Genomic DNA, 21,050 nt, shown 5'->3' on the forward strand with positions numbered 1-21,050 from the left:
GTGGACAAGATCCAGGAGCTGAAGGACCAGCTCAAGCACCACCTGCAGCAGGCCCAGGGGATCGCCGCGAAGGCGGACGACGAGGGCCGCGACTTCACCGACGACGAACGCACCCAGGTCACCGAGCACATGGCCAAGGCCGGCGCCGCCAAGGACGGCCTTGAGAAGGCCAAGGCGACCGCCACCATGCGCCAGGCGCTGGCCGACCTCGGCGAGGGCGTCGAACTGAACGAGAAGTCCGGCGAGCGCCGCACCCCGTCCGGTCTGATCGTCCCGGACGCCAAGGCATCGCTGGGCGAGACGTTCGTGAAGTCGGGCGAGTACCAGGGCCTGCTCGCGTCGGCCCCGAACGGCGTCTTCGGCAAGGACCACCGCGTCCAGTCCCGCCCGGTCGGCTACAAGGCGCTCGTCACCGGCGGCTCGGACACCTCTGGCGGCGCGTTCGTCACCAACGACATGCGCGGCCTGCTCGTCGGCGAGATGGCGTTCCAGCGCCCGCTGCGCCTGCGAGACGTCGTCACGAACCTGACGACGACCTCCGACACGATCGAGTACGTCCGGCAGACGTCTCAGACGAACAACGCCACGCCGGTCGCCGAGTCCACCGCGACCGCGGACCCGGGCTCCATGAACGCGGCGAACGGCGTGAAGCCGGAGTCGGCACTCGCGTGGGCGAAGGTGACGACCCCGGTCAGGACCATCGCCCACTGGATCCCGATCACCAAGCGGGCCCTGTCGGACGCCTCGCAGGTCCGGTCCATCATCGACGCATTCCTCCGCTACGGCCTGGAGGAGGAACTCGAAGACCAGATGATCTCCGGCGACAACACCGGGGAGAACTTCGAGGGCCTCTCCAACGTCTCCGGCGTGCAGGCCCAGGCCTGGGACACCAACCTCCTCACCACGACCCGCAAGGCGAAGACCAAGGTGCGGCTCGTCGGCCGGTCCACCGCCAACGCCTACCTGCTCAACCCCGCGGACCTGGAGGCCATCGACCTCCTGCAGGACAACGAAGCCCGCTACTACTTCGGCGGCCCCGCCGGGGTCGGCTCCGCAGGCACCCTGTGGGGCGTGCCGGTCATCGAGACCGAGGCGGTCCCCGCGGGAACCGGCTACGTCGGCGACTTCCGCAAGGCGGTCCTGTGGGACCGCGAGCAGGCGTCGATCACGATCTCCGACAGCCACGCCAACTTCTTCATCCGCAACATGGTCGCGATCCTCGCGGAGATGCGGGCCGCGTTCGGCATCATCCAGCCCAACGCCTTCGTCGAGATCGACCTGACCGCCTGATCGGAGGCCCTGTCATGGCTTACCTGAACCCGGGCGCCGGCGCGGCACGCGAGGGGCGGCAGACGGCCGCGGTCACGAACGCGGCCGCCGCCACCGCCTCGGCAGCGGCCGGCGCAACCCCGACGAAGGCCGAGTACGACGCGCTCCTCGCCGACGTGAACGCGCTGCGCACCAAGCTGAACGCGCTGCTCGCGGCGATGCGCACGTCGGGCCAGATGGCCCCGTGAGTCTCATCAGCTCACGCACGGTCCAGGGACGGTGTCCTGTGTGCGGCGAAAGCCACGCATCATGCGGCACCGCCCAGGACGCCGATCCTGTCGACCGACGTGTGGAGGTGGCCGCTGTGGGCGGACCGCTGAAGAAGTACGAGGTGGTCACGCCGCATGGCGTGACGACCACGATGAAGCTGAACGAGGCCGATGCCCGCCGGCTCGGCGTCCTCGACGCGCCCGCCACGGAGTCCGAGAGCGTCGCCGCCGACGGCGAGGAGGCGGCACCGGTCGCGAAGAAGAGGGCTGCCAGCAACAAGAGCCGTACCGCGGCGGACAAGGGCGGTGCGGGCGGTGGCGACGACTGACTACCTGGCGGCCCCTGAAGACCTTGCCTCCTGGCTGGGTGTTCCCGCGACCGATCCACGACTGCTGCAAGCGCTGGCGGCGGCCTCAAGCCGCTTCCGGGGAGCCGTCCGGCACTACGTCTCGCTCGTCGAGGGCGATGTCACGGTTCTGGACGGCAACGGTAAACAGTCCTTGTTCCTGCCGGCCGCGCCGGTCGTCTCCGTGGCGGCCGTCGAGGTCGATGGGGAGACGCTGACCTACCTCACCGACTACGAATGGTCGGCAGACGGCTTCCTGCGGAGGATCGGCGCCTGCTGGCCGAACCGGCTGCGCTGCGTCGAGGTCGTGTGGACGCACGGCTTCGACCCGGTGCCCGAGGACATCGCCGAGGCGGTCATCGACCAGGCCCGCGCCCAATACGCGATGCGTCCCGGCGTGACGTCGATGACGGTGGGCGGCCAGTCGGTGTCCTTCGGCGCACAGGCGGCCATCGGGGTGACGGCCCAGTGGACGACGGCGGTGGAGAAGTACCGCCTGAACTGGGGGGACAGTCCGTGACGCTCATGTTCTACCAGTCGGTCGTCCGCGTGCGCGCCCCGCTGGTCACCGACCGATACGGCAACAAGAAGCGAGACTGGTCCGCCGCCGAGCACTCCACGGTGGAGGGCGTGAACGTGCAGCCGTCCGCCAGCCGTTCGGACTCCAGCGAGGAGACTCTCGACCGCCAGACGACGGTCACCGGCTGGATTCTGCAGACCGCTGAGGGTGTCGACCTGGACCTGCTGGCGACGGACAGGATCCAGTACGACGGGATGACCTTGGAGGTCGAGGGCGAGGTCGAACGCTGGCCCGACCCCTTCGGCCCTGGGGTTCATCATGTGGAGGCCCGCCTGAAGGAAGTCGACTGATGGCCCGCGGGCGCACGCGCGTGGTCTTCGAGCGACGTATGTTCCGCCAGATCGCCTCAGGGCCCGAGATGGCCGCGTACATGCTGGAGCTCGCCACCCGGGGCAAGGCCATCGCCGAGGCTCTGGCACCGACGTACACCGGCCCGACATGGGGCACGGCCACCCGCTCCCAGGACTACAAGCGGTCGCTGGAGGCGAAGCTCACACGCAACACCTTCGGCTGGCGCGCCGAGATCGCGGCGAACGTCGCCTATGCCGTGCAGGTGGAGTTCGGCACAGGCCGCCCGTACACGTCCCAGGAGCGCCCCCAGGAGGGGCATTCGCCGAAGTGGCGGACCCTGGGCCGCACTCTGGAAGCGATGAGGAGTCCCTGATGCCCCGCATCAAGCTGGCCCATTGGGTGGGCGACCACAAGCCGGGCGACGAGATCGACGTGAGCGACACCGAGCTGGCGTCGCTGAACCGTGACGGCCGGGTGGCTGCCGTCGTCGATGTCGTACCCGACCCGCCGACCCCGCTGCCCGAACCGGCCGCCCTCGCCGTGGCGCCGCAGGCGGAACCTGCGGCTGGTGAGACGGGCCGCAGGCGACGATGACGCTGCCCGTCGCTCCCATGCCGGACGTCGAGCAGGTGGCCATCGATCTGCTGGCCGAGGTTCTCGACGACACGGTGACTGTCAGCAGTGAGTGGCCGGAGTCCGTGGCCGAGCACCTTCCGGTGGTGGCGGTGTCCCTCGGGCCGGGCGGCGGCTCGGCCATCAAGGCGGTCACCGCGAACCGCGGTCTCGACATCGACGTCCTCGCCGCCACCAAGGCGGAGGCCCGGGACCTGGCGGCGCTCGTCTCGGCGCATCTGCTCGCAGCACAGGGCACTGTCCGGCCCGGCGCCCGAATCTACGGGGTGGCGGAGACGAGCCTCGTGTGGCTGCCGGACCCTGTCACCAACCTGCCCCGCTATGTCCTCGTGATGAGCATGGTGGTCCGCCCCGCGTAGCAGCACCCAACCCGCACCCCCATACCCATTCACCCGTCGGCACCTGGCCGTGCGGGTCCTCGCTATGCCTGGAGGCATCCCGTGGCGAACGACGCCGACAACGTGCGCGTGGGCTTGACCGGCTCCGTGCTCATCGCCCCGAAGGGCACGACCGCCCCCGCCGACCTCGACACCGCCTGGCCCGCCGGCTGGGAGGACCTCGGCTACCTGTCCGACGACGGCGTGGAGCTGACCTACTCGACGGAGTCCGAGGACATCAACGCCTGGCAGTCTCTGTCGCCGGTGCGGAAGGTTCTGACCGGCGTCGACATGACGCTCGGGTTCACCGCCATCGAGCTCAAGACGACCACGATGACGCTGTACTTCCCGTCCGCGACGATGTCCGACGTCTCCGGCACCGTGCACAAGCTCAGCATTCCGGCCGCCCCGGCGCCGGACGAGCGCGCGATCGGCCTGGAGTGGATCGACGGCGACATCAAGAACCGGCTGATCATCGCCCGCGGCGAGGTCACCGACCGCGAGGCCCTCACCCTGGCCCGCTCGGGCGCGGTGGGTCTCGGCATGACGGTGTCGGCCTACGCCGACTCGGCGCCCGAGATCGCCGTCTGGCTGTCCAACGACCCGGCCTGGTCCGCGGCGTAACCACATCTCCCGGCAGGCGTGCCATGCGGGTCGCGCCTGCCGGGCCTCAACCCGCTACCACCCGCAAGGAGAACCCCATGACCACCAAGAAGCCTGCCGGCCGCGAGGTCGTCTCTCTCGACTCGCTCGCCGCACAGAAGCGCGAGGCGCTGCCCGAGGCGACCACGTTCGAGCTCCGCGGCGTCGAGTTCACCCTGGAGCCCTTCCACACCCTGCCGATGAACCTGCAGGAACGCATGAAGGGTCCCGACGACTACCTCGGCATCGTCCGTGTCGCCCTCGGCGCCGACAAGATCAAGGAGATGGTCGACGCCGGCTACGAGATCGTGGACCTGAACCTGATCGCCGAGGAGTGGATGCGGCGCTCCGGGATCGAGCCGGGGGAATCCCCGGCCTCCTCCGCTTCCTGACGGAGTACGGGGAGGCCGTCGAGTGGGACATGGCCCGCTACTGGCCGGGCCGCTCCCTGCTGGATCTGTGGCGCGGGGGGCTCACCTGGCGTGAGCTGCGGGTCTTCCTGCGCTATCTGCCGCGTGACTCGGCTACGGCCCGCGCTGTGCGTAACGCCTCGCCGGAGGAGGAGGCGTGGACGATGGACCGCCATCTGCTGGCGTCCATCGTCGACGCCGTCCGGGAGAGCACCTACGCCGCGATCAAGCTCGGCGGTGATCCGAAGAAGACGGGCCGGCTGAAGCCGCCGGCGCCGATCCCTCGGCCGGGTGTCGCTGAGACGCAGAAGTCGAACGTGATCCGTTTCGGTGGCCGCCACGGCTCCGGAGCAAAGCAGCTGGCGACGGTCTTCGGGAGGCCCGCCGCGAACCAGTAACGGAGGTCGCGGTGGCTGAAGGCGGTGTGCTCGTAGGGCGCGGGTATGTGTCGATCCGGCCCGAGTTCGAGGGGGACTGGTCCCGCTCGGTCACCTCCCGCGCTGCGCGGGCGGGCAGCGGCGGCGCTTCGGCTTTCTCGAAGGCGTTCGGCGCCGGCCTGAAGGGGCTGGGGGCGCTCGCGGGCGTGGCGGTCGGCGCGAACCTCGCGTCGGCGGCCGCGGGCGCTGCTGCTCTTGCGCCTGCGCTGACCACCGCTGCTACCGCTGCGGCTGCTTTGAAGATCGGCCTGTCGGGTGTCGGTGAGGCGCTCAAGGCCGCTTTCGCAGACACCAGCTCGGAGGCCAAGGAGGCCGCGTCGGCGAGCAAGGCCGTCGAGTCGGCCCAGCGGAGTCTGGCGAACGCCCAGCGCGGCCTCGCGCGGGCCCGGGTGGATGCCGCAGCCCGGGTCCGTGACGCCCTGGAGGGTGTTGCGGACGCCGAGCAGAACCTGGCCCGCGTCGCGCAGGAATCGGCGCGGCGCCAGAGCGACGCTCTGCAGGAAGTGCGGGACGCCGAGGGGGACCTGCGTGCTGCCCAGCAGGACGCATTCGACGTCCAGGTGTCGCTGACCGAGGCCCGCGAGGAGGCCACTCGGTCGCTGGAGGACATGAACCAGCGGCTGGCCGAGGCCAAGCTCGACGAGCGCGAGGCGACCCAGCGCCTCGCGAAGGCCGAGAGGGAGCTCAAGGAAGCCCAGAAGAAGAAGGGGACGACGCCGCAGGAGCTGGCCGAGCTGCAGCTCGCCTACGACCGGGCCGCCCTCAACCTGCAGGAGCAGCAGCGCGAGACCAAGCGTCTGGCGGAGGACACCGAGGCGGCGAATCGGGCCGGCGTCGAGGGTTCGGCCCAGATGCAGCAGGCGCGCGAGCGTCTCAGCAGCGCCAACGAGACGGTCGCCGACCGCGAGCGTGATCTGGCGCGGGCGCAGGAGGAGGCCCGCCGTAGCGGTGTCGAGGCGGCCCAGGATGTCGCCGACGCGCAGGAGTCCTTGGCCGAGGCGCAGCGTGGCGTCGACGAGGCGCGCGCGGATGGCCAGCGGCAGGTCGAGGACGCGCAGCGTGCTGTCGCCGAGGCTGCCGCCGCGGTGGCGGACGCGCAGGCCGCCGCGGCGAGCCAGACGTCGAAGTTCGGCGAGGCGATGGCCAAGCTCGCGCCGAACGCCCAGTCGTTCGTGCGGGCGATCCAGGGGCTGGCGCCGGCGTGGACCGGCATGAAGCTGTCGGTCCAGAACGAGCTGTTCAAGGGCCTCGACGACACGGTCACGCAGCTCGGCCGGACCACCATCCCGATTCTGCAGCGGCAGCTCACCGCTACCGCCGGGATCTGGAACCAGATCGCCAAGTCGGCCGCGTCCGGCGTCGAGGAAATGGCCCGTACCGGGCTCCTCGACCAGGTACTGGCGGGCGCCAACGACAACTTGGCCGCGTTCAAGGACGCCCCGGCGCAGATCCTCACCGCCTGGGGCCGACTCGCGGTCGCCGCGCAGCCCGCCTTCAACCGGATGATGCAGGGCCTCGCCGGCACCATCGAGCGGTTCTCCGCCGGTGTCGCGAAGGGCTTCGCCTCCGGCGCGCTCGAAGAGGGCATCAACACCGCCTTCGAGATCCTGTCGCAGTTCGCGACGCTCCTGGGCAACGTCTTCGGTGTCGTCCAGGAGATCTTCCGCGCGGCCTCGGACGCCGGCGGCCAGATCATCGGTGCGCTCGCTGCGGTCTTCGGCGAGATCGAGAAGATCCTGGCCGCGCCGCAGATGCAGGCGACGATGCGCGCCCTGTTCGCGAGCGTCTCTCAGATCATCGGCGCACTCGTGCCGGTCATCGGCGCCATCGTGCAGGCCGTTGTCCCGCTGCTCGCGGCCATCGCACAGCCCATCGCGGCCATCGCCGAGGCGCTGGGGCCGGTCCTTCAGGAGCTCGCCGCCTCGCTGGGTGCGGCCCTGATGCCGATCATCGAGGCTCTGGCGCCGGCGCTGGTCCTGGTCGGCACGACGATCGTGGAGCTCGTCCGGGCGGTCATGCCGCTGATCCAGCCCATCGCGGAGCTGATCAGCGGGGTGATCGCGGCGCTGGCTCCTGCCCTGGAGCCGGTCGTCCGGGTCACGGCTCAGCTCGTCGATCTGCTGATGGGGCCGCTGACTCAGGTGGTCGAGGCGCTGATGCCTGCGCTGGCTGTGATCGCGGACATGGTCGCGCAGGTCTTCCAGGCGCTGGAGCCGATGCTGCAGCCTCTCATCGATCTGTTCTCGCAGGTCGCCGAACTCGTCGCGAATGTGCTGACGATCGCGCTCGACCAGCTCATGCAGATCCTGCCGCCTCTCATCGAGGCGGGCCTGGCGCTCGTCGACGCCGTTTTCGCCGCACTGGAGCCGCTGCTGCCGGTGATCAGCGAGGCGCTGGAGGCAATCGGCGGGGCTCTGCTGACGATGCTGCCGTCGCTGCTCTCCTTCGCCGACGCGGCGGTGGTGCTCGTCGAGGGACTGACGCCGCTGATTCCGATCGGCGTCCAGCTCGTGCAGACGGTGCTGGAGGCGCTGCTGCCGATCCTGCCGACAGTGGCGGAGGCGTTCGTGGCGATATCCGACGCGCTGGCCCAGATGATCGGCCCGCTCGCGGAGATGATCGGCCAGATCGCGGACCAGCTCGCCCCGATCCTCGTCGACATCGCCCCGTTCCTGGGGCAGTTCGTGACACTGCTGGCGGACCTCCTCGCGCAGGTGCTGCCGCCGTTGACGGGTGCTCTCCTGATCCTGGTGCAGGCGGTCGCGCCTCTGCTCCCGGTGTTCGTGGAGCTGGTCGGGATGATCCTGGACGCGGCGGCCGGTGTGCTGATGCAGCTGCTGCCGTCGATCCTGCAGCTGGCCCAGGCCGGGGTGGATCTGGCGGTGGCTCTGCTGCCGCTGGTGCCGCCCCTGGCTGAGCTGATCGGCCTGGTGCTGGAGCTTGCGGTCAACGTCCTGTCGTGGCTGCTGCCGCCGCTGATCGATCTGGCCACGTTCTTCGTGGACGAGCTGACGGGCGCGCTGACTACGGTGATCGGCTGGATCTCTGGTCTCGTCACCGCTATCGCTGATCTGATCACGTGGGTGCGAACCAAGCTGGGGCCCGCGTTCGTGTGGCTCCGGGACAAGGTGGTCCTGCCCGTGTGGCGGGGCATCCGGACCGGAATCGCTGACGCGTGGTCGTGGCTGAAGACGAACGTCTTCGCGCCCATCAGGATCTTCTTCACCCAGACGATCCCGGGCTGGGGCGCGACGCTGAAGGACCGCGTCAAGGGCTCCTGGCGGGACATGCGCGACGGTGTCGCGTCCTCTTGGGCCTGGCTGAAGACGCACGTGCTCTATCCCGTCCGGGACTTCTTCACGAAGACGATCCCGGGCTGGGGTGACAGCCTCAAGGGCCGCATCGTGGGAGCCTTCGATGCTGCCCGCGCCGGCATCAAGCTGGTGTGGGACAAGATCAAGGACATCGCCAAGGCGCCGGTGAAGTTCGTCGTCGACACCGTCTACAACGCCGGCATCCGCAAGGTGTGGAACCTTGTCACCGACGCGTTCGGCGGCAAGCACCTGGAGCCGATGCGGTTCGCGACGGGCGGCATCATGCCCGGCTACACCCCGGGCCGCGACATCCACCTGGTGCCGTCGGTGGCAGGCCCGGTGGCTCTGAGTGGCGGCGAGGCCATCATGCGGCCGGAGTGGACCCGCGCAGTCGGCCCCGGCTACGTCGCGGCCATGAACGCCGCGGCCCGGTCCGGTGGCGTCGGCGGGGTTCGGTCCGCTCTCGGCTTCGCCGATGGCGGCATCTTCGACGGCATCGGCAACGCCCTGTCCGGCGCCTGGGACAAGGTGAAGTCCGGCTACGACTGGCTGGCGGACACTTTCGGCGGTGCCATCCGCGCCGGCGTCACCCGGGTCGTGAACCCGCTGATCGACGCCATCCCCGGCGGCTCCATCGGCCTCGTCGGCCTGCTCAAGGATCTCTCGAAGGGGGCCGTCGCACGGCTCCTCGGCGCCGGAGAGGAGGGCGACAAGAAGGCCACCCCGAACGTCGACTACCGGCCCGCCGCCGGCGTCGAGCAGTGGCGGGGCGTGGTCCTCAAGGCGCTGACGGAGGTGGGCCAGCCGCACACCTACGCCAACATCACCCTGCGCCGCATGAACCAGGAGTCGGGCGGCAATCCGACCATCGTCAACAAGTGGGACTCCAACTGGCAGGCCGGCCACCCGTCGGTCGGCCTCATGCAGGTGATCGGCCCCACCTTCCGGTCCCATGCCGGCGCCTACCGCGGCACCGGTCCGTTCTCCTACGGGGTGTCGACGAACCCCCTGGCCAACGTGTACGCGTCCATGCGGTACGCGCTGAGCGCCTACGGCAGCCTGCCGAAGGCGTACAACCGGGCGGGCGGCTACGACTCCGGCGGATTCCTCCAGCCGGGCTTCACCCTGGCCTACAACGGCACGGGGCGGCCTGAGCCGGTGCTGACCGGCGCCCAGTGGAACTCGATGAGGCAGGCCCGCTCTGAGGGCGCTGGCGACATGTACGTCTCCGTGTACGTCGGCGACAAGGAGATCACCGACATCGCGCGGGCGGAAGTCCGCCGCGCCAACGGCGAATTGATCCAAGTCCTCAACGCGGGAGGGGGTCGCTGATGGCCATTCCCGGGAACGCCCTGTCGGATCTGGTGTCGACCATCGAGCCGAACTCGTCCGGCTGGGCGTCGCTCCTGAACTGCACGCTCTCGCGCGCGACTGGGGGGACCGCGTCCGACGGCTGCCTGCAGATGCGGTCTGTGGCGTCCGGCGAGATGCGGTGCCGCACGACGGCAGGGTATGACGTACTGCCTGGCGTGGAGTACCTCGCGTTCGCTGACGCGTCGGGCGCTACGGTGCCGGAGCGGATCGGGATCCGCTGGCTGACGGCCGCCTTCGCGGAGATCTCGGTCTCGTGGTCGCTGACGACGGCTGCTGCGTCGGCGACGTGGCATCGGATCGCGGTCGCCGACTACGCCCCGGCCGGCGCCGCGTTCGCGCATGTCGTGTTCTCGTCGACTCCCGCAGCCGCCGCCGTGAACAGCCTGTTCGACAACGTGTACTTCGGGCCGCCGATGCGGTCGACGGGCAACTTGCTGTCGGCCAACACGGAGACGTCGGAGCGGGCTGCGGGCTGGGAGTACACGGCCACCACGAACTGCACGGTCGCGCGCACGGTACCGGCTGTGAACTGGTCGGCTACCGCGTACACGGTCGGCGGTCACGTCGCCACGATGACCGTGACCGCGAACGGGGCGGCCGAGTTCCGGTCGACCGACCAGCCGACTGTCGTCCCGGGCCAGGAGTACCTCGCCTACGCCCACCTGAACCCTCCGGCGAGCGGCACCGCCGCATGGATCGAGCTGCGGTTCTACGACGCCGGACTCGCCCAGATCAAAGCGACTCGCGCGGTTCTCGCCGCTCCGGGAACCGGCTGGTACCGGCAGCGGGTCTCCGACTTCGCGCCCACCAACGCCGCCTACGCGTCGGTGGCGTTCGGCCTGTCGACGGCAACGGCCGGGCAGGTGCTGCGCGTCGACAACGTGGCCGTCATCGTGGCCCCGCGGTTCGCGGCCGGCAGCATCGTGCCGTATGCCGACGCCGACTTCGAGGCGGGTGTCGGGTCGTGGGCCGTCATCTCCGGGGTCGCTGCGATCAGCCGCAGCACCCCGTGGGGATCGGTCTTCCGCTCCGGTTCCTACGCACTGACTGCCACGTCGGCGACCGCGACCGCATCTGTCATCCGGTCGGGCCAGTACGCCCTCAACGCCACCGGTCCCCACCGCATCACGCTCGACTTCATGGTCAGCGCCGGCGGCTGGACCCTGGCGGTCACCACGCGGTACTACAACAGCTCGGGGACCGAGATCCTCGTCGGGTCCTCGCCGCCGATCGCGGCCCCCGGGGCGGGCTGGTGGGAGCTGATCGCTGATGCGGAGCCGCCGGCTGCAGCAGCCAAGATCGCCATCGACCTGACTCTCACTGCAACTGCAGTGTCGTCGACCATCCGGCTCGACCGTGTGGCCTGCTTCCCATCCCTGTCGTTCTTTGAGGTGACTCCCCAGGAAGCCACAGCGTCGGTCAGCATCGTGATCCGGGAGCTGGAGGTCGGAAATCTGCTGACGCTCACCCGCACCACGCCGGACGGAGTGCGCACTCTGGTCCGCGGGCCTGACGGCCTCATCGACCGGATGCCGATCACCGACAGCCAGTTCCTCATCGAGGACTACGAGGCCCCGCTCGGCGTCCGTGTCGTCTACGCCTACGAGACGTTCGAGGTCGGCGACACCGTGGCGGACCGCAATGGGGCCGGCGGGGCCACGATCCCGGCAGGGGACCCAAATCTCGCCTGGCTGTCGGATCCGGGCATGCCGCAGCGGAACCTGCAGGTGATGGTGAAGACCCCGCCGGACTGGCAGCGGCCGATCGCCCAGGGCGAGTACCGGGTCCGGGGGCGCCGCAACTCGGTGGTTCTCTCCGACGTCCGTGGCGGGCTGGAGGGCGACCTCGTCATCTGGACCCGCTCCGACGAGGAACGTCGGGCCCTGCACTGGCTGCTGGACTCGGGCCGGGTTGTGATGTGGCGGGCCGTGCCCGGCATGGGCATCGACGACATGTACGTGGCGGTCGGCCAGGTCACCGAGGGCCGGGTCGTTCCGCAGGGCTGGGAGGTGTGGCGGGAGTGGACTCTGCCGCTGCGGCAGGTCGACATGCCGACTGCTCTCGGGGTGTCCGGGTCGGCCGGTCGCACATGGCAGGACGTCCTCACCGAGTACGGCACGTGGGCGGACGTCCTGAACCGTTTCGCCACGTGGGAGGACGTCTACCTGAACCGGCCGAAGGGGTGATCGATGTACCCCGTATCCGACCGGTTCCTCGCCGCGATCGCCGCGTCCCACACGCCTGCCACGGAGGTGGCGCTGTACCGCACGGACGGCATCGTGGAGCAGCTGGCCCATACGGGCGGTTCGGTGGCGGTGGACCGCGGGTCGTCGGTCCGCCGCACCTGCTCCATCACTCTGGCGGACACCAGCCTCATCCCGAGGGACCCTGCAGCGAAGCTGGGCGTGTACGGCGCCCGGGTCCGGGTGGCCCGCGGTGTCGTCTACACGGACGGAACCCGCGAGCTGGTGCCGCTCGGAATCTTCCGCGTCGACGAGATCTCCGGGGACGTCGACGAGGGCCCGGTCACCTTGCAGGGCAAGGGCCTGGAGGCGGTCGTCTCCGACGACAAATTCACGGCCCCGTGGAGGGCCAGCGGCACCGCGGTGTCCGCGGTCACCGCCCTGATCCGGCGGAGTCTGCCGGACGCCCCGGTCGACAGCAGCGCGGCCACCGACGCGGCGATCGGCGCCCGCACCTGGGACGTCGAGGCCGATCCGTGGGAGGCGGCGGTCGAGGTGGCGGCCGCGATCGGATGCGAGGTGTACGCGGATCCGGACGGCGTGTTCGTCATCGCCCCGCTGCCGGACCTGCTGACCGCCACACCGGCGTGGACGATCGCGGCCGGCGAGGGCGGCGCCTACATCAAGGCCGACCGCACCATGTCGGCCGACGGCGTCTACAACGGGGTGCTGGCCCGCGGCGAGTCGACGGAGACCGCAACGCCGCCGGTGAGCTCGCTCGTCGTCGACAACGACCCGGGCAGCCCCACCTACTGGTCCGGGCAGTTCGGGCGCCGGCCCACGTTCTACTCCAGCTCCACTCTGATCACGGTCGGCGCCTGTACGCAGGCCGCGACGCTGCTGCTCCAGTCCGCGCGCGCCCCGAACGCGACCGCGGACATTTCGTCTCTGCCGAACCCGGCGCTCGCGCCCGGTGACGTGCTGCGGGTCGTCTACCCGGACGGCACCAAGGAGCTCCACCAGGCGAGCAGCTTCACTGTCCCGCTGGACGTCTCGGGCGACTTCACGATCCGGACCATCTCGGCGAAGGAGGGCACGTGAGCGGTGCGAGTGATCTGGCGGCCGCCCTCCGGCGCAACACACTCAGTGCAGCGCGCGCCAATCCCGGAGTGAAGGGCGCCGATTTCCACCTCGCGACCGTCTCCGCTGTCGGCAGCGACGGCACCGTCACCACCACCGACGGCATCATCGCCCGCCGCATGGAGACCTACCTCGCCCCCGTGGTCGGCGACCTCATCGTCGTCACCGTGTCCGGGAAGGGCTCATGGCTGGCCCTCGGCCGCACCGCGCCCTCCGACGCCGGTACCGCCTGGGTCAGCTACACGCCCACGTTCGTCTCGGCCGGTGGCGGCGCCGCTGCCGGGAACGCGCTCGTCGACGCGAAGTACACGCTCCGTGGCGATGAGTGCACCGTCAGGCTGTCGTTCGTGGCCGGTACGACGACCACCTTCGGAACCGGCACCCTGCGGTGGGGCCTGCCCTTCACGTCCGCGGCTCTGCCCAGCGCGTCGATGTTCTGGGCCGGATCGGCCATGTGCTCCGACGCCGGCACCGCCTACTACCCGGGCATGTGCCGTGTCATCGGCGGCACTTCCTACCTCGTCGGCATCAGTGCAGTCACCGCGGCAGGGTCCGCCGCCACCGAATGGCGCTTCGCCACCCCTTTCACCTGGGCGAGCACCGACTACGCCTCCTTCGGCGTCACCTATCAGATCGCGTAGAAGGGTCCCACGTGGCCACCGACTCCTACGGGCAGGGGATCGTCGTCCCTGCCCTCACCGACGCCCCCAACATCAGCCTCAACGCCACAGGCATGGACGACATCGTCGGCCAGACAGTCCTGCGATTCAGCTCCGCATCCGAACGGAATGCCACTCTCGTCGGCGACCAGGCCCCCGTACCCGGGCAGATGGTGTACCTCGCCGCCGAGGACCGGTACGAGGGCCGGATGAGTGACGGCACCTGGCGCAGCATCAGCTCAGGCCCCTGGGTCCCCATCACCTTCGCGGCTGGCTTCGCGGCGAAAACGGGCACGCCCTCCTACCGGGTCAGCGGCGACACCGTCGAACTGCGCGGCACCGTCGAACGCAGCTCGGCCGCCCCTTTCGACAAGGGGGCCTCCTTCACCATTGCCACGCTGCCCGCCGCTGTCCGACCCGCGTTTTTCCGCTACTTCCCTGCCGCGACGGGCTACGTGTCCTCCCACATCTACGCCCGCATCGAGGTCGGGACTACCGGGGAGATCTCGGTCATCATCCCGCCCGGCACCGGCACCGCAACCTCGTGGCTGTCGCTCGACAGCTGCCGCTACTCCCTCACCTGACCTGGAGCCCCTTCATGATCCGTCTCCCACAGGTTGACCCTGACGGCGTCGTCTACCGCATCAACCTCTGGTCCGACTTCACCGGCGGCGTCCCCGTGCTCGTCAACGTGCCGGCCCGGACCGACCTCGACAGCCAGGCCATCGAGACCGAGGTGATCGCCCTCGCGAACCGGCTCACCGAGCAGCTCCAGGTCGGGGTGACCAACATCCTCCGACACGAGTCCACGAGCGCCGAGCTCCAGCTCACCCAGCCCGAGACCCCGTAGCCCACCCCTGTTCCTCGCCCGCCCCGCGCCGACCGGCCGGGGTTTCGTCATGTCTGGAGGCCCCATGGCCTGGTACCCCGGCGCCATCAAGATGGAGCTACAGCCGGAGTCTGATCAGCAGCCGGCCATCAGGCCGACGCAGTTCATCCTGCACAGCATCGCGGCCCCATGGGCGGCGCGCCGCATGTACGAGTACTGGCGCGACTCGACCAACCTCGACAGCCACTTCGGTCTCGGCTACGCCGGCGACATCGGCCAGTACATCGGCACCGAGACCCGAGCCGACGCCAACTACCGGGCCAACCGCCGCGCGGACGGGACGGGCGCTGTCTCCATCGAGACGGCTTCGAACCTGCAGCACACGGACCCGTGGACGGCCGAGCAGGTCGAGGAGCTGATCAAGCTCGGCGTCTGGCTGCACCAGCGACATGGGATCCCGCTGCGGATCTGCCGCTCCTGGGACGACCCGGGCTACGGCTACCACTCCCTGCACCCCGAGTGGGCCGTCAGCGGGACGGCCTGCCCTGGCAAGGCCCGCATCGAGCAGTTCAGAAAGGTCGTGTTCCCGGGCATCGTCGCCCGCGCGACCAGCACCGAGGAGGAAGACATGACCCCCGAGCAGGCCAAGCAGCTCGCCGACCTGGCCGTCGCCGTGAAGGGCCTCACAGCCGCGGTGAAGCGCATCGAGGACAAGCAGCGCATCGCGCCCTGGCAGTACAAGCAGGAGGGCCTCACCGACACGCGGGACATGAACCAGATCCTGCGCGACGTCGACAAGACAGTCCGCATCACCGCGACGGGCGGCATGACCCCCGACCAGGTCAGCGCCCTCGTCAAGCAGATCGCAGCCCGCGTCTCGACCGACATCTCCGCCCGCCTCGCCAACTGAACGGACCACTCATGACCGTCGACCTCGACCGCGCCTACTGGCTCGGCCTGCTCATCTCCGTCGTCCTGCCCATCCTCGTCGGACTGGTGACGACACGCGTCACGCACGCCGGCACGAAGGCCGTCCTGCTGCTCGCGCTCACCGCCCTCAACGGGTTCGTCATCGAGCTCGCCAACCCGGGGCCCGGCTGGGACGCCGGCACCGCAGCCGTGCTCGCCCTCGTGTCCTTCGCGACCGCGGTTCTCGCACACTTCGGCCTGTGGAAGCCCACCGGCGTCTCCGGCCGGGCCCAGGACGCGCTCGTCACCGCCCGGGCACCCCGGGGGGTGTAGGTGACGGGCGCGACGCTGCGGCGAGTCCGGAAGCACTTGGGCCGCCGCGGCGCGATCCTCCTCATCTTCGGCGTCGGCAAGATCTGCTGGGGCGCGAGCTTCCTCGTCGATCCTCCCGAGCCCGTTGGCCTGCGGCTGCTGACCCAGTGGCGCGGGCTGCAGGACTGGGCCTGGCTGTGGATCGTCTGCGGCGCCATCACCGCCGGCTCCGCGTTCGCGCGTATCGGCCGCGACAGGGTCGGCTTCCTCGCCGCCCTGATACCCCCCTCGGTGTGGTCCGTCGCCTACCTGGCGGCCGTCCTCACCGGCGACTACTCCCGCGGCGCGTTCGTCGCGGTCTGGTACCTGACCTCCCATGTGGCGGTCATCATGTGGGCCGCGACGGTGCCCGAGTACTCGGTCCCCAAGTCTCCGCGCGGCCGGAGAGAGGCCGGATGAACGTCGGTGAATGGGCGGCTGTGATCACGGCCGCCGGCAGCATCCTGGGCGGCGGCGGCCTCTTCGTCGGCCGCGCCACGGTGCGGGCTGCGAGGGCTACGGCAGCGGCCACTGAAGCAGCCGCCCGCGCGAACGCCGCGCCGGCGCAGCAAGCGGCCGACCTGGCTGTCCTGCAGGCGACGGTGAAGCGGGTGGACGAGGAGAACGGGTCGCTGCGAGGCCGGCTGCTCCGTCTGGAGTCCCTCGTCCGGGCCTTCTCGTGGACGGTGGACGAGCTGTACCGGTGGGCCCGCGACCCGGTCGGCAAGCCGCCCGACCCGCACGAGCTCGTCCAGGAGTACAACCGGACAGGGGTGTGAGCATGGAGCTGAAGCCGCTGCGACCTCTGCCTGTCGCCATCGAGGCCGATGGGGAGACGCTCGCCGACATGGGGGTTGCCGACCCGCCGCACGAGCCCGACGTCGTACCGCCGCCTGACGAGACCCCCTGAGGCCCGACGGCAACGCCCCCTCCTTCGGGAGGGGGCGGCTTCGTCATGTCCGGGGTCATGCGTCCGGGTGTCGGACCTTCTTCTTCAGCGCGGCCTCGACGGCGAACCGCGGCTCCCCGATGGCCGTCGCGTGCTCAGTGACTGCGGCCTGTACGGCGGCTGCCGTTTCCACGGTGAGCGCGCCAGCCTGCTGCTCGGCCCACGCCTGCTCTTCGAGTTTGATCAGTTCGTCAGGGAGTTCGATCGCCACGGTCGCATCGTAAGCGGCGCCCCTGACAGCGCTGCGACGGCACCCCGGACTGTCGGCGGCCAGTCGTAGACTCGGGCCAACATCAGCGTCTTCTGGCTGACGCGATGCTCGGACCCGCCCGTCGGGACAGCGACCGACGGGCGGGACACCAACCGGGAGGCCCCGTGCAAGACCTGGTCGCGTTCCTCCGCGCCCGCCTCGACGAAGACGAGCGGATCGCTCGCAGCACCGTTCCGGGCCCCTGGAGCTGGACGCCCAAGGAGGACGTGTGGGGGCAGTGCGGTCCGACTCTCGTCCACAACCCGGGCGACGACGAGACCGAGGTGCTGGCAGGCATTGGGCACGACGCGTGGGGTCTGTGCGTGGCCGATGGCGCCGCCGGCCACATCGCCCGTCACGATCCCGAGCGGGTGCTGGCCGAGGTCGAAGCCAAGCGGAAGATCGTCGCCCTGCACGAGCCCGTCATCCTGCACGCGGGCGGTGGCGCAGCCCACTTCGACACGACCCGGGTCTGCCGTTCCTGTGAGCCGCCCAAGCAGTTCCCCGAGACCGCTTACCCCTGCGCCACGCTCCGTCTGCTCGCCTCCATCTACGACGGTCACCTGGACTACCGCGAGGAGTGGCGGCCTCTCTAGGCCGCGAGCTCCTGCTCGGCCTGGACGGCGGCATCCCACTCGACGAGCAGCCGGCCGTACTCCGCGCGCCCCTCGGCCGTCAGCTCGCCAGCGCGCAGCAGGGCACGGATCCGGCAGTTGATGACGGCAGGATCGGCGGTGCGGGTGGCGGGGCGGGAGTGCTCGGACATGGGGGCAAGCCTACGGGGTGGGACTGACGGCTTCCACAACTTGTAGAGAACGACAGATTCCAAGTATCTGCAGCGCCCCACTGTTGCCGAAGGGAAACGTTCGGCACACTGCGTAATGTGCGTCAGGCCCTGCACTGCTGGGCGCCCCCGCTGATGTGCTACCTCATGCCGCTCAGGCGGATCAGCCATCGGTCCATAGGGAGGACGACATCAGCGGTCTCAACGGGGCGCCCGTCTTCGCCGAGGCGCGTCCGCACCAGCCGGTACGCCATCGCGTCCACCAGCAGCCTGAGCGAGCGGGCCTCCTCCTCGGTGACCGGCCGGACGCCGACCTCGACCACGAAGGACGCGTGCGGGCGGCGCGGTGCGCGCCACCACGAGGTGACGACCATCGCGGACCGGCCGCCCGGGTCCATGCACTCGACGACCTCGCGCCGAAGGGCGGTTCCTTCCGGGACTGCGAGGCGGCCGGCGAGCTCGGCGGTCGCCCGGCAGGGCGTGGTGTCGGTGAGTTCGGCGCCGTAGGGCCACGGGGCGTCGGGGTCCGTGAGGGTGCGCATAGCAGGAGGGTGCGCCACGTAGACGCCCTTGCGCTGCTCTCCGTCGAGAATTCCAGCCTGTCGGAGGAGAACGTAGGCGAGGCGCACGGTCTGCTCGTGCACGGTGTACTGGCCGGCCATGAGCTTGCGCGACGGCAGAGCTTCTCCTGGCGCCCACTCGCCGGCCTGGATGCGGGCGTGGATGTCAGCGGCGATGCGGCGGTAGCGCGCGTCGGCTGACATGGCGACCTCTGATCATGATCACGAGTGAGGTTCGCACAGTACGAGCCGCGTCGGGCGCTTGATATATCAAGGTGGCGCCGGGCACGCTGTGGGCCACAGAGCAACTGCACAGAGGGTTCGGCACGGCGGGTTCAGGTCCCGCTGGTGCCGACGGAGCCGCTCCCGGTTCGCCTGTACCCCGCGTGCGAGCAGGAGGCGGTTCTCGCGGCCACCCGCCCCAGTACGGCGGGTGGTCGCACCGGCGAGTCTCTCTCAGGGGGTAATTCCCGCGCGAGATGCTCGTTGGCCAAATGCCAGGGCCAGACCGCTGTTGACGCCTTCGAGGGTGCCGTGCGGTCTGGCCCTGGTCTATGTGGTGGGGGACTGGGAAACGAGTGGGAGACGATCTTGACCAACCAAGGGTGGTTGTTGACCAATCCATGACGTACTGCACTGAGTAAGTGCAGGTCAGACGGTTACGGTCAGAGATTCCGCCAGGCTGTCGAGCCGCCGAAAAGGTGGATGCGAGATCCCAGAAATCCTGCAGGCACTCGCCCTTGCTCAGGATGTCCGTCTTCAGCACCATCTCACCCTCCGCGAGGCATCGACCAGCCCTCCACTGGAGGGGCGGCTTCGAGCAGCCGCCCCTCCAGGTTTCGCCATCTTCGCGGTTTCCCCCGGCCGAAATCTGGTGCTAGGAAGGTTCCGTCGTGCCGGTCAGCCAGTTCGCTTGTCATGCAGTTCGGATCGGGGCGAACAGACCGCTGGCGTCCTCACAGCGACGGCAACCTCGACGGATCGACCGCCTAACGTTCGCTCCCGACATACAACTGTCGGTTGCTGGACGCGTCTCCCACCGCATAAGTTCAGCCATCACTCGCGCTCCATCCGGAACCTGTGCCCGCCCCGCTACGATGAGCGACACGGTTTTCTGGCATGTGACAGAGACAGCGCGGCCGACGAGCCTCTGTCATGAGGTGTGCGAGATGACCGAGGCAGAACCGCACAGGGGTGCATCGGGAAGGTCCCCCAACCTCCCGGAGTGCGTCTGGAGATAGGAAGCGCCCGACCCTCGGGGTACGGGCGGGGATACATGGGGTGGGATGTGCGGACCGACTTCGGTGACCTTGTCGTAGAACGGGCCATCGTGCATGTGGTGCCTCAGCGCCCCAGAGGAGAAGACCCTCCGCCACTCGTACTGAGCGAGACGGCCTGCAGGCTCGATGACGGGGGACGCACGGCCTTGCAGGGGAAGCTCCGTGATGTCCTCGGGCGTCTGGGCCGTGAGGTCGTTGAGGATCCCGAGCTCAAATCCGGCCTGCCCGATGCTGTCCGGGCGTTTCTGACCGGCAAGCAGGATCTGGTTGAGGTCTCGGGTGAGCTCGCCCATGCGCTTCGTGACAGCCAGAACGGATCCAGCTCGGCGGGCCTCCTCCTGGTTGCCGCTGCCCGTCTGGACAACCAGTCGGCGCTCCTGATGGTCAAGCTGGAGCAGGAGACAGGCATGCAAGCGAACGAGATCCTCACTGACGGCTTGCGAACCTTCGATATGCAGTATCTCGCCAATCTACTGTTCACCGAGAGATCAAAGGTGTACAAGGTTGCCCTCTTCTCCGAGGAGGGAATGGGCGGGCAGAAGCTTCAGGGGTGGGCTGCCGACCCCCAGACATCAGGCAAGGACGTGGCGCAGTTCTTCCTTGAGAGGTTCCTCGGCTGCCGGCATCAGAACGACCCCCGAGAGCTGACCCGACGCTTCCACGACGTCGCCATGGACTGGGTGAACAGCCGCTTCAGAACTTCCGACTCCGACGTGCGCGTGGACTATCTCATGGCCGTCATGGTTGAGCTCCAGAGCTCCGCCGGTGCTCTGGACCCCGCGAACTTCATCGAAACCCATCTCCAAGAACCGCACCGAGACGACTTCGCGGAGTTCCTGCAGACGAACGATGTCCCTCTCCGTACCTTCGACAAGAACACCGACCTCATCGGCAACCGGCTGCAGAAGGTGCGAGTCGATCTTGCCAGCGGAGCTTTCCTGGTTGCACCGCTGGAGGCCGTTCAGGACGGCACCGTGGCTGTGAAGGACCTCGGGGACGGGCGAACCACGGTCACTGTCACCGACACTCTCGCCAATACCAGTAGTGGCGCTGCGGCCGGGCGTCCACCCAAGCTGCCCGAGCAACCCGTAGAGCTGCCTTCTCAAGCAGAGACGATCCCCGGTCTCGAAAGCATTCTCGGTGCCCCGACTCGATCCTTGCGCGCCAAGGTCGTCCACTCACTCCCGCCGGCGCAAACGTGATCGTCAGCAGC

At 69.4% G+C, this 21,050-nt stretch carries 27 protein-coding genes; 24 read left to right on the top strand and 3 right to left on the bottom strand.

Going from position 1 to position 21,050, the window contains the following annotated elements; translation table 11 throughout:
• The 22 genes from IE326_RS00170 to IE326_RS41370 all read left to right on the top strand — a co-directional run bounded on the left by IE326_RS00170 (nucleotide 1) and on the right by IE326_RS41370 (nucleotide 16,924).
• Nucleotides 1-1,290 carry a phage major capsid protein gene (locus IE326_RS00170; RefSeq protein ID WP_190040409.1) on the top strand — a complete coding sequence of 430 codons (1,290 nt, stop codon included), beginning with the start codon at nucleotides 1-3 and terminating at the stop codon, nucleotides 1,288-1,290.
• 14 nt (nucleotides 1,291-1,304) lie between these two features.
• Complete coding sequence (locus tag IE326_RS00175; protein ID WP_190040410.1) at nucleotides 1,305-1,517, top strand: hypothetical protein; 213 nt, start codon at nucleotides 1,305-1,307, stop codon at nucleotides 1,515-1,517.
• A 116-nt stretch (nucleotides 1,518-1,633) separates the two neighbouring features.
• The gene (locus IE326_RS00180) at nucleotides 1,634-1,867 is read left to right on the top strand and encodes a hypothetical protein (RefSeq protein WP_190040411.1); all 234 of its coding nucleotides are present in this window, start codon (nucleotides 1,634-1,636) and stop codon (nucleotides 1,865-1,867) included.
• Complete coding sequence (locus IE326_RS00185) at nucleotides 1,854-2,405, top strand: head-tail connector protein (protein WP_190040412.1); 552 nt, start codon at nucleotides 1,854-1,856, stop codon at nucleotides 2,403-2,405. Before IE326_RS00180 ends, IE326_RS00185 begins: the two co-directional genes overlap by 14 nt.
• On the top strand, nucleotides 2,402-2,755 hold the full coding sequence (locus tag IE326_RS00190) for a hypothetical protein (RefSeq protein WP_190040413.1): 354 nt from the start codon (nucleotides 2,402-2,404) through the stop codon (nucleotides 2,753-2,755). The genes IE326_RS00185 and IE326_RS00190 overlap by 4 nt, the downstream gene beginning before the upstream one ends.
• Nucleotides 2,755-3,129 (top strand): hypothetical protein, encoded by a 375-nt coding sequence (locus tag IE326_RS00195; protein WP_190040414.1) that lies wholly within the window; start codon nucleotides 2,755-2,757, stop codon nucleotides 3,127-3,129. The genes IE326_RS00190 and IE326_RS00195 overlap by 1 nt, the downstream gene beginning before the upstream one ends.
• On the top strand, nucleotides 3,129-3,350 hold the full coding sequence (locus IE326_RS00200) for a hypothetical protein (RefSeq protein WP_190040415.1): 222 nt from the start codon (nucleotides 3,129-3,131) through the stop codon (nucleotides 3,348-3,350). The genes IE326_RS00195 and IE326_RS00200 overlap by 1 nt, the downstream gene beginning before the upstream one ends.
• Before the next feature lie 17 nt (nucleotides 3,351-3,367).
• A complete protein-coding gene (locus tag IE326_RS00205) occupies nucleotides 3,368-3,748 on the top strand; it encodes a hypothetical protein (RefSeq protein WP_190040416.1) in 381 nt (126 codons plus the stop codon).
• A gap of 81 nt (nucleotides 3,749-3,829) precedes the next feature.
• Nucleotides 3,830-4,390, top strand: a complete 561-nt coding sequence (locus IE326_RS00210) for a phage tail tube protein (protein WP_190040417.1) — start codon at nucleotides 3,830-3,832, stop codon at nucleotides 4,388-4,390.
• Nucleotides 4,391-4,467: 77 nt separating this feature from the next.
• On the top strand, nucleotides 4,468-4,800 hold the full coding sequence (locus tag IE326_RS00215) for a hypothetical protein (RefSeq protein ID WP_190040418.1): 333 nt from the start codon (nucleotides 4,468-4,470) through the stop codon (nucleotides 4,798-4,800).
• Between the two features lie 29 nt (nucleotides 4,801-4,829).
• The gene (locus IE326_RS00220) at nucleotides 4,830-5,216 is read left to right on the top strand and encodes a hypothetical protein (protein ID WP_190040419.1); all 387 of its coding nucleotides are present in this window, start codon (nucleotides 4,830-4,832) and stop codon (nucleotides 5,214-5,216) included.
• A gap of 11 nt (nucleotides 5,217-5,227) precedes the next feature.
• The gene (locus IE326_RS00225; RefSeq protein WP_190040420.1) at nucleotides 5,228-9,901 is read left to right on the top strand and encodes a transglycosylase SLT domain-containing protein; all 4,674 of its coding nucleotides are present in this window, start codon (nucleotides 5,228-5,230) and stop codon (nucleotides 9,899-9,901) included.
• Entirely contained in the window at nucleotides 9,901-12,129 is a 2,229-nt protein-coding gene (locus IE326_RS00230; RefSeq protein WP_190040421.1) for a hypothetical protein, read from the top strand. Before IE326_RS00225 ends, IE326_RS00230 begins: the two co-directional genes overlap by 1 nt.
• A gap of 3 nt (nucleotides 12,130-12,132) precedes the next feature.
• Nucleotides 12,133-13,227, top strand: a complete 1,095-nt coding sequence (locus IE326_RS00235) for a DUF5047 domain-containing protein (protein WP_190040422.1) — start codon at nucleotides 12,133-12,135, stop codon at nucleotides 13,225-13,227.
• The gene (locus tag IE326_RS00240) at nucleotides 13,224-13,907 is read left to right on the top strand and encodes a hypothetical protein (RefSeq protein ID WP_229915137.1); all 684 of its coding nucleotides are present in this window, start codon (nucleotides 13,224-13,226) and stop codon (nucleotides 13,905-13,907) included. The genes IE326_RS00235 and IE326_RS00240 overlap by 4 nt, the downstream gene beginning before the upstream one ends.
• An 11-nt stretch (nucleotides 13,908-13,918) precedes the next feature.
• Nucleotides 13,919-14,509, top strand: a complete 591-nt coding sequence (locus tag IE326_RS00245) for a hypothetical protein (protein WP_190040423.1) — start codon at nucleotides 13,919-13,921, stop codon at nucleotides 14,507-14,509.
• Between the two features lie 14 nt (nucleotides 14,510-14,523).
• The gene (locus IE326_RS00250; RefSeq protein WP_190040424.1) at nucleotides 14,524-14,775 is read left to right on the top strand and encodes a hypothetical protein; all 252 of its coding nucleotides are present in this window, start codon (nucleotides 14,524-14,526) and stop codon (nucleotides 14,773-14,775) included.
• A gap of 64 nt (nucleotides 14,776-14,839) precedes the next feature.
• Nucleotides 14,840-15,664: a peptidoglycan recognition protein family protein gene (locus IE326_RS00255; protein WP_190040425.1), complete on the top strand. Its 825-nt coding sequence runs from the start codon at nucleotides 14,840-14,842 to the stop codon at nucleotides 15,662-15,664.
• 11 nt (nucleotides 15,665-15,675) lie between these two features.
• Nucleotides 15,676-15,996 carry a hypothetical protein gene (locus tag IE326_RS00260; protein ID WP_190040426.1) on the top strand — a complete coding sequence of 107 codons (321 nt, stop codon included), beginning with the start codon at nucleotides 15,676-15,678 and terminating at the stop codon, nucleotides 15,994-15,996.
• Nucleotides 15,997-16,434, top strand: coding sequence for a hypothetical protein (locus IE326_RS00265; protein ID WP_229915138.1), 438 nt, complete (start codon nucleotides 15,997-15,999; stop codon nucleotides 16,432-16,434). It begins immediately after the preceding gene.
• A complete protein-coding gene (locus tag IE326_RS00270) occupies nucleotides 16,431-16,793 on the top strand; it encodes a hypothetical protein (RefSeq protein WP_190040427.1) in 363 nt (120 codons plus the stop codon). Before IE326_RS00265 ends, IE326_RS00270 begins: the two co-directional genes overlap by 4 nt.
• 2 nt (nucleotides 16,794-16,795) lie before the next feature.
• Nucleotides 16,796-16,924, top strand: a complete 129-nt coding sequence (locus tag IE326_RS41370; RefSeq protein ID WP_268982882.1) for a hypothetical protein — start codon at nucleotides 16,796-16,798, stop codon at nucleotides 16,922-16,924.
• Between the two features lie 55 nt (nucleotides 16,925-16,979).
• On the opposite strand, the gene IE326_RS00275 is transcribed toward IE326_RS41370, so the two are convergent.
• On the bottom strand, nucleotides 16,980-17,174 hold the full coding sequence (locus IE326_RS00275; protein WP_190040428.1) for a hypothetical protein: 195 nt from the start codon (nucleotides 17,172-17,174) through the stop codon (nucleotides 16,980-16,982).
• A 164-nt stretch (nucleotides 17,175-17,338) separates the two neighbouring features.
• On the opposite strand from IE326_RS00275, the gene IE326_RS00280 reads away from it, so the two are divergent.
• Nucleotides 17,339-17,809, top strand: a complete 471-nt coding sequence (locus IE326_RS00280; protein ID WP_190040429.1) for a DUF6221 family protein — start codon at nucleotides 17,339-17,341, stop codon at nucleotides 17,807-17,809.
• Here the strand turns inward: IE326_RS00280 and IE326_RS00285 are convergent.
• Together IE326_RS00285 and IE326_RS00290 are read right to left on the bottom strand one after the other, a co-directional pair.
• Entirely contained in the window at nucleotides 17,806-17,979 is a 174-nt protein-coding gene (locus tag IE326_RS00285) for a hypothetical protein (protein WP_170313777.1), read from the bottom strand. The genes IE326_RS00280 and IE326_RS00285 overlap by 4 nt on opposite strands.
• Before the next feature lie 158 nt (nucleotides 17,980-18,137).
• On the bottom strand, nucleotides 18,138-18,761 hold the full coding sequence (locus tag IE326_RS00290) for a GntR family transcriptional regulator (RefSeq protein ID WP_190040430.1): 624 nt from the start codon (nucleotides 18,759-18,761) through the stop codon (nucleotides 18,138-18,140).
• Nucleotides 18,762-19,833: 1,072 nt separating this feature from the next.
• Between IE326_RS00290 and IE326_RS00295 the strand changes: the two genes are divergently transcribed.
• A complete protein-coding gene (locus IE326_RS00295; RefSeq protein WP_373310216.1) occupies nucleotides 19,834-21,039 on the top strand; it encodes a nucleoid-associated protein in 1,206 nt (401 codons plus the stop codon).
• Nucleotides 21,040-21,050 lie beyond the last annotated feature (11 nt).

The sequence above is a fragment of the Streptomyces filamentosus genome (genome assembly GCF_014654895.1).
In the GTDB taxonomy this organism is placed as follows: domain Bacteria; phylum Actinomycetota; class Actinomycetes; order Streptomycetales; family Streptomycetaceae; genus Streptomyces; species Streptomyces filamentosus.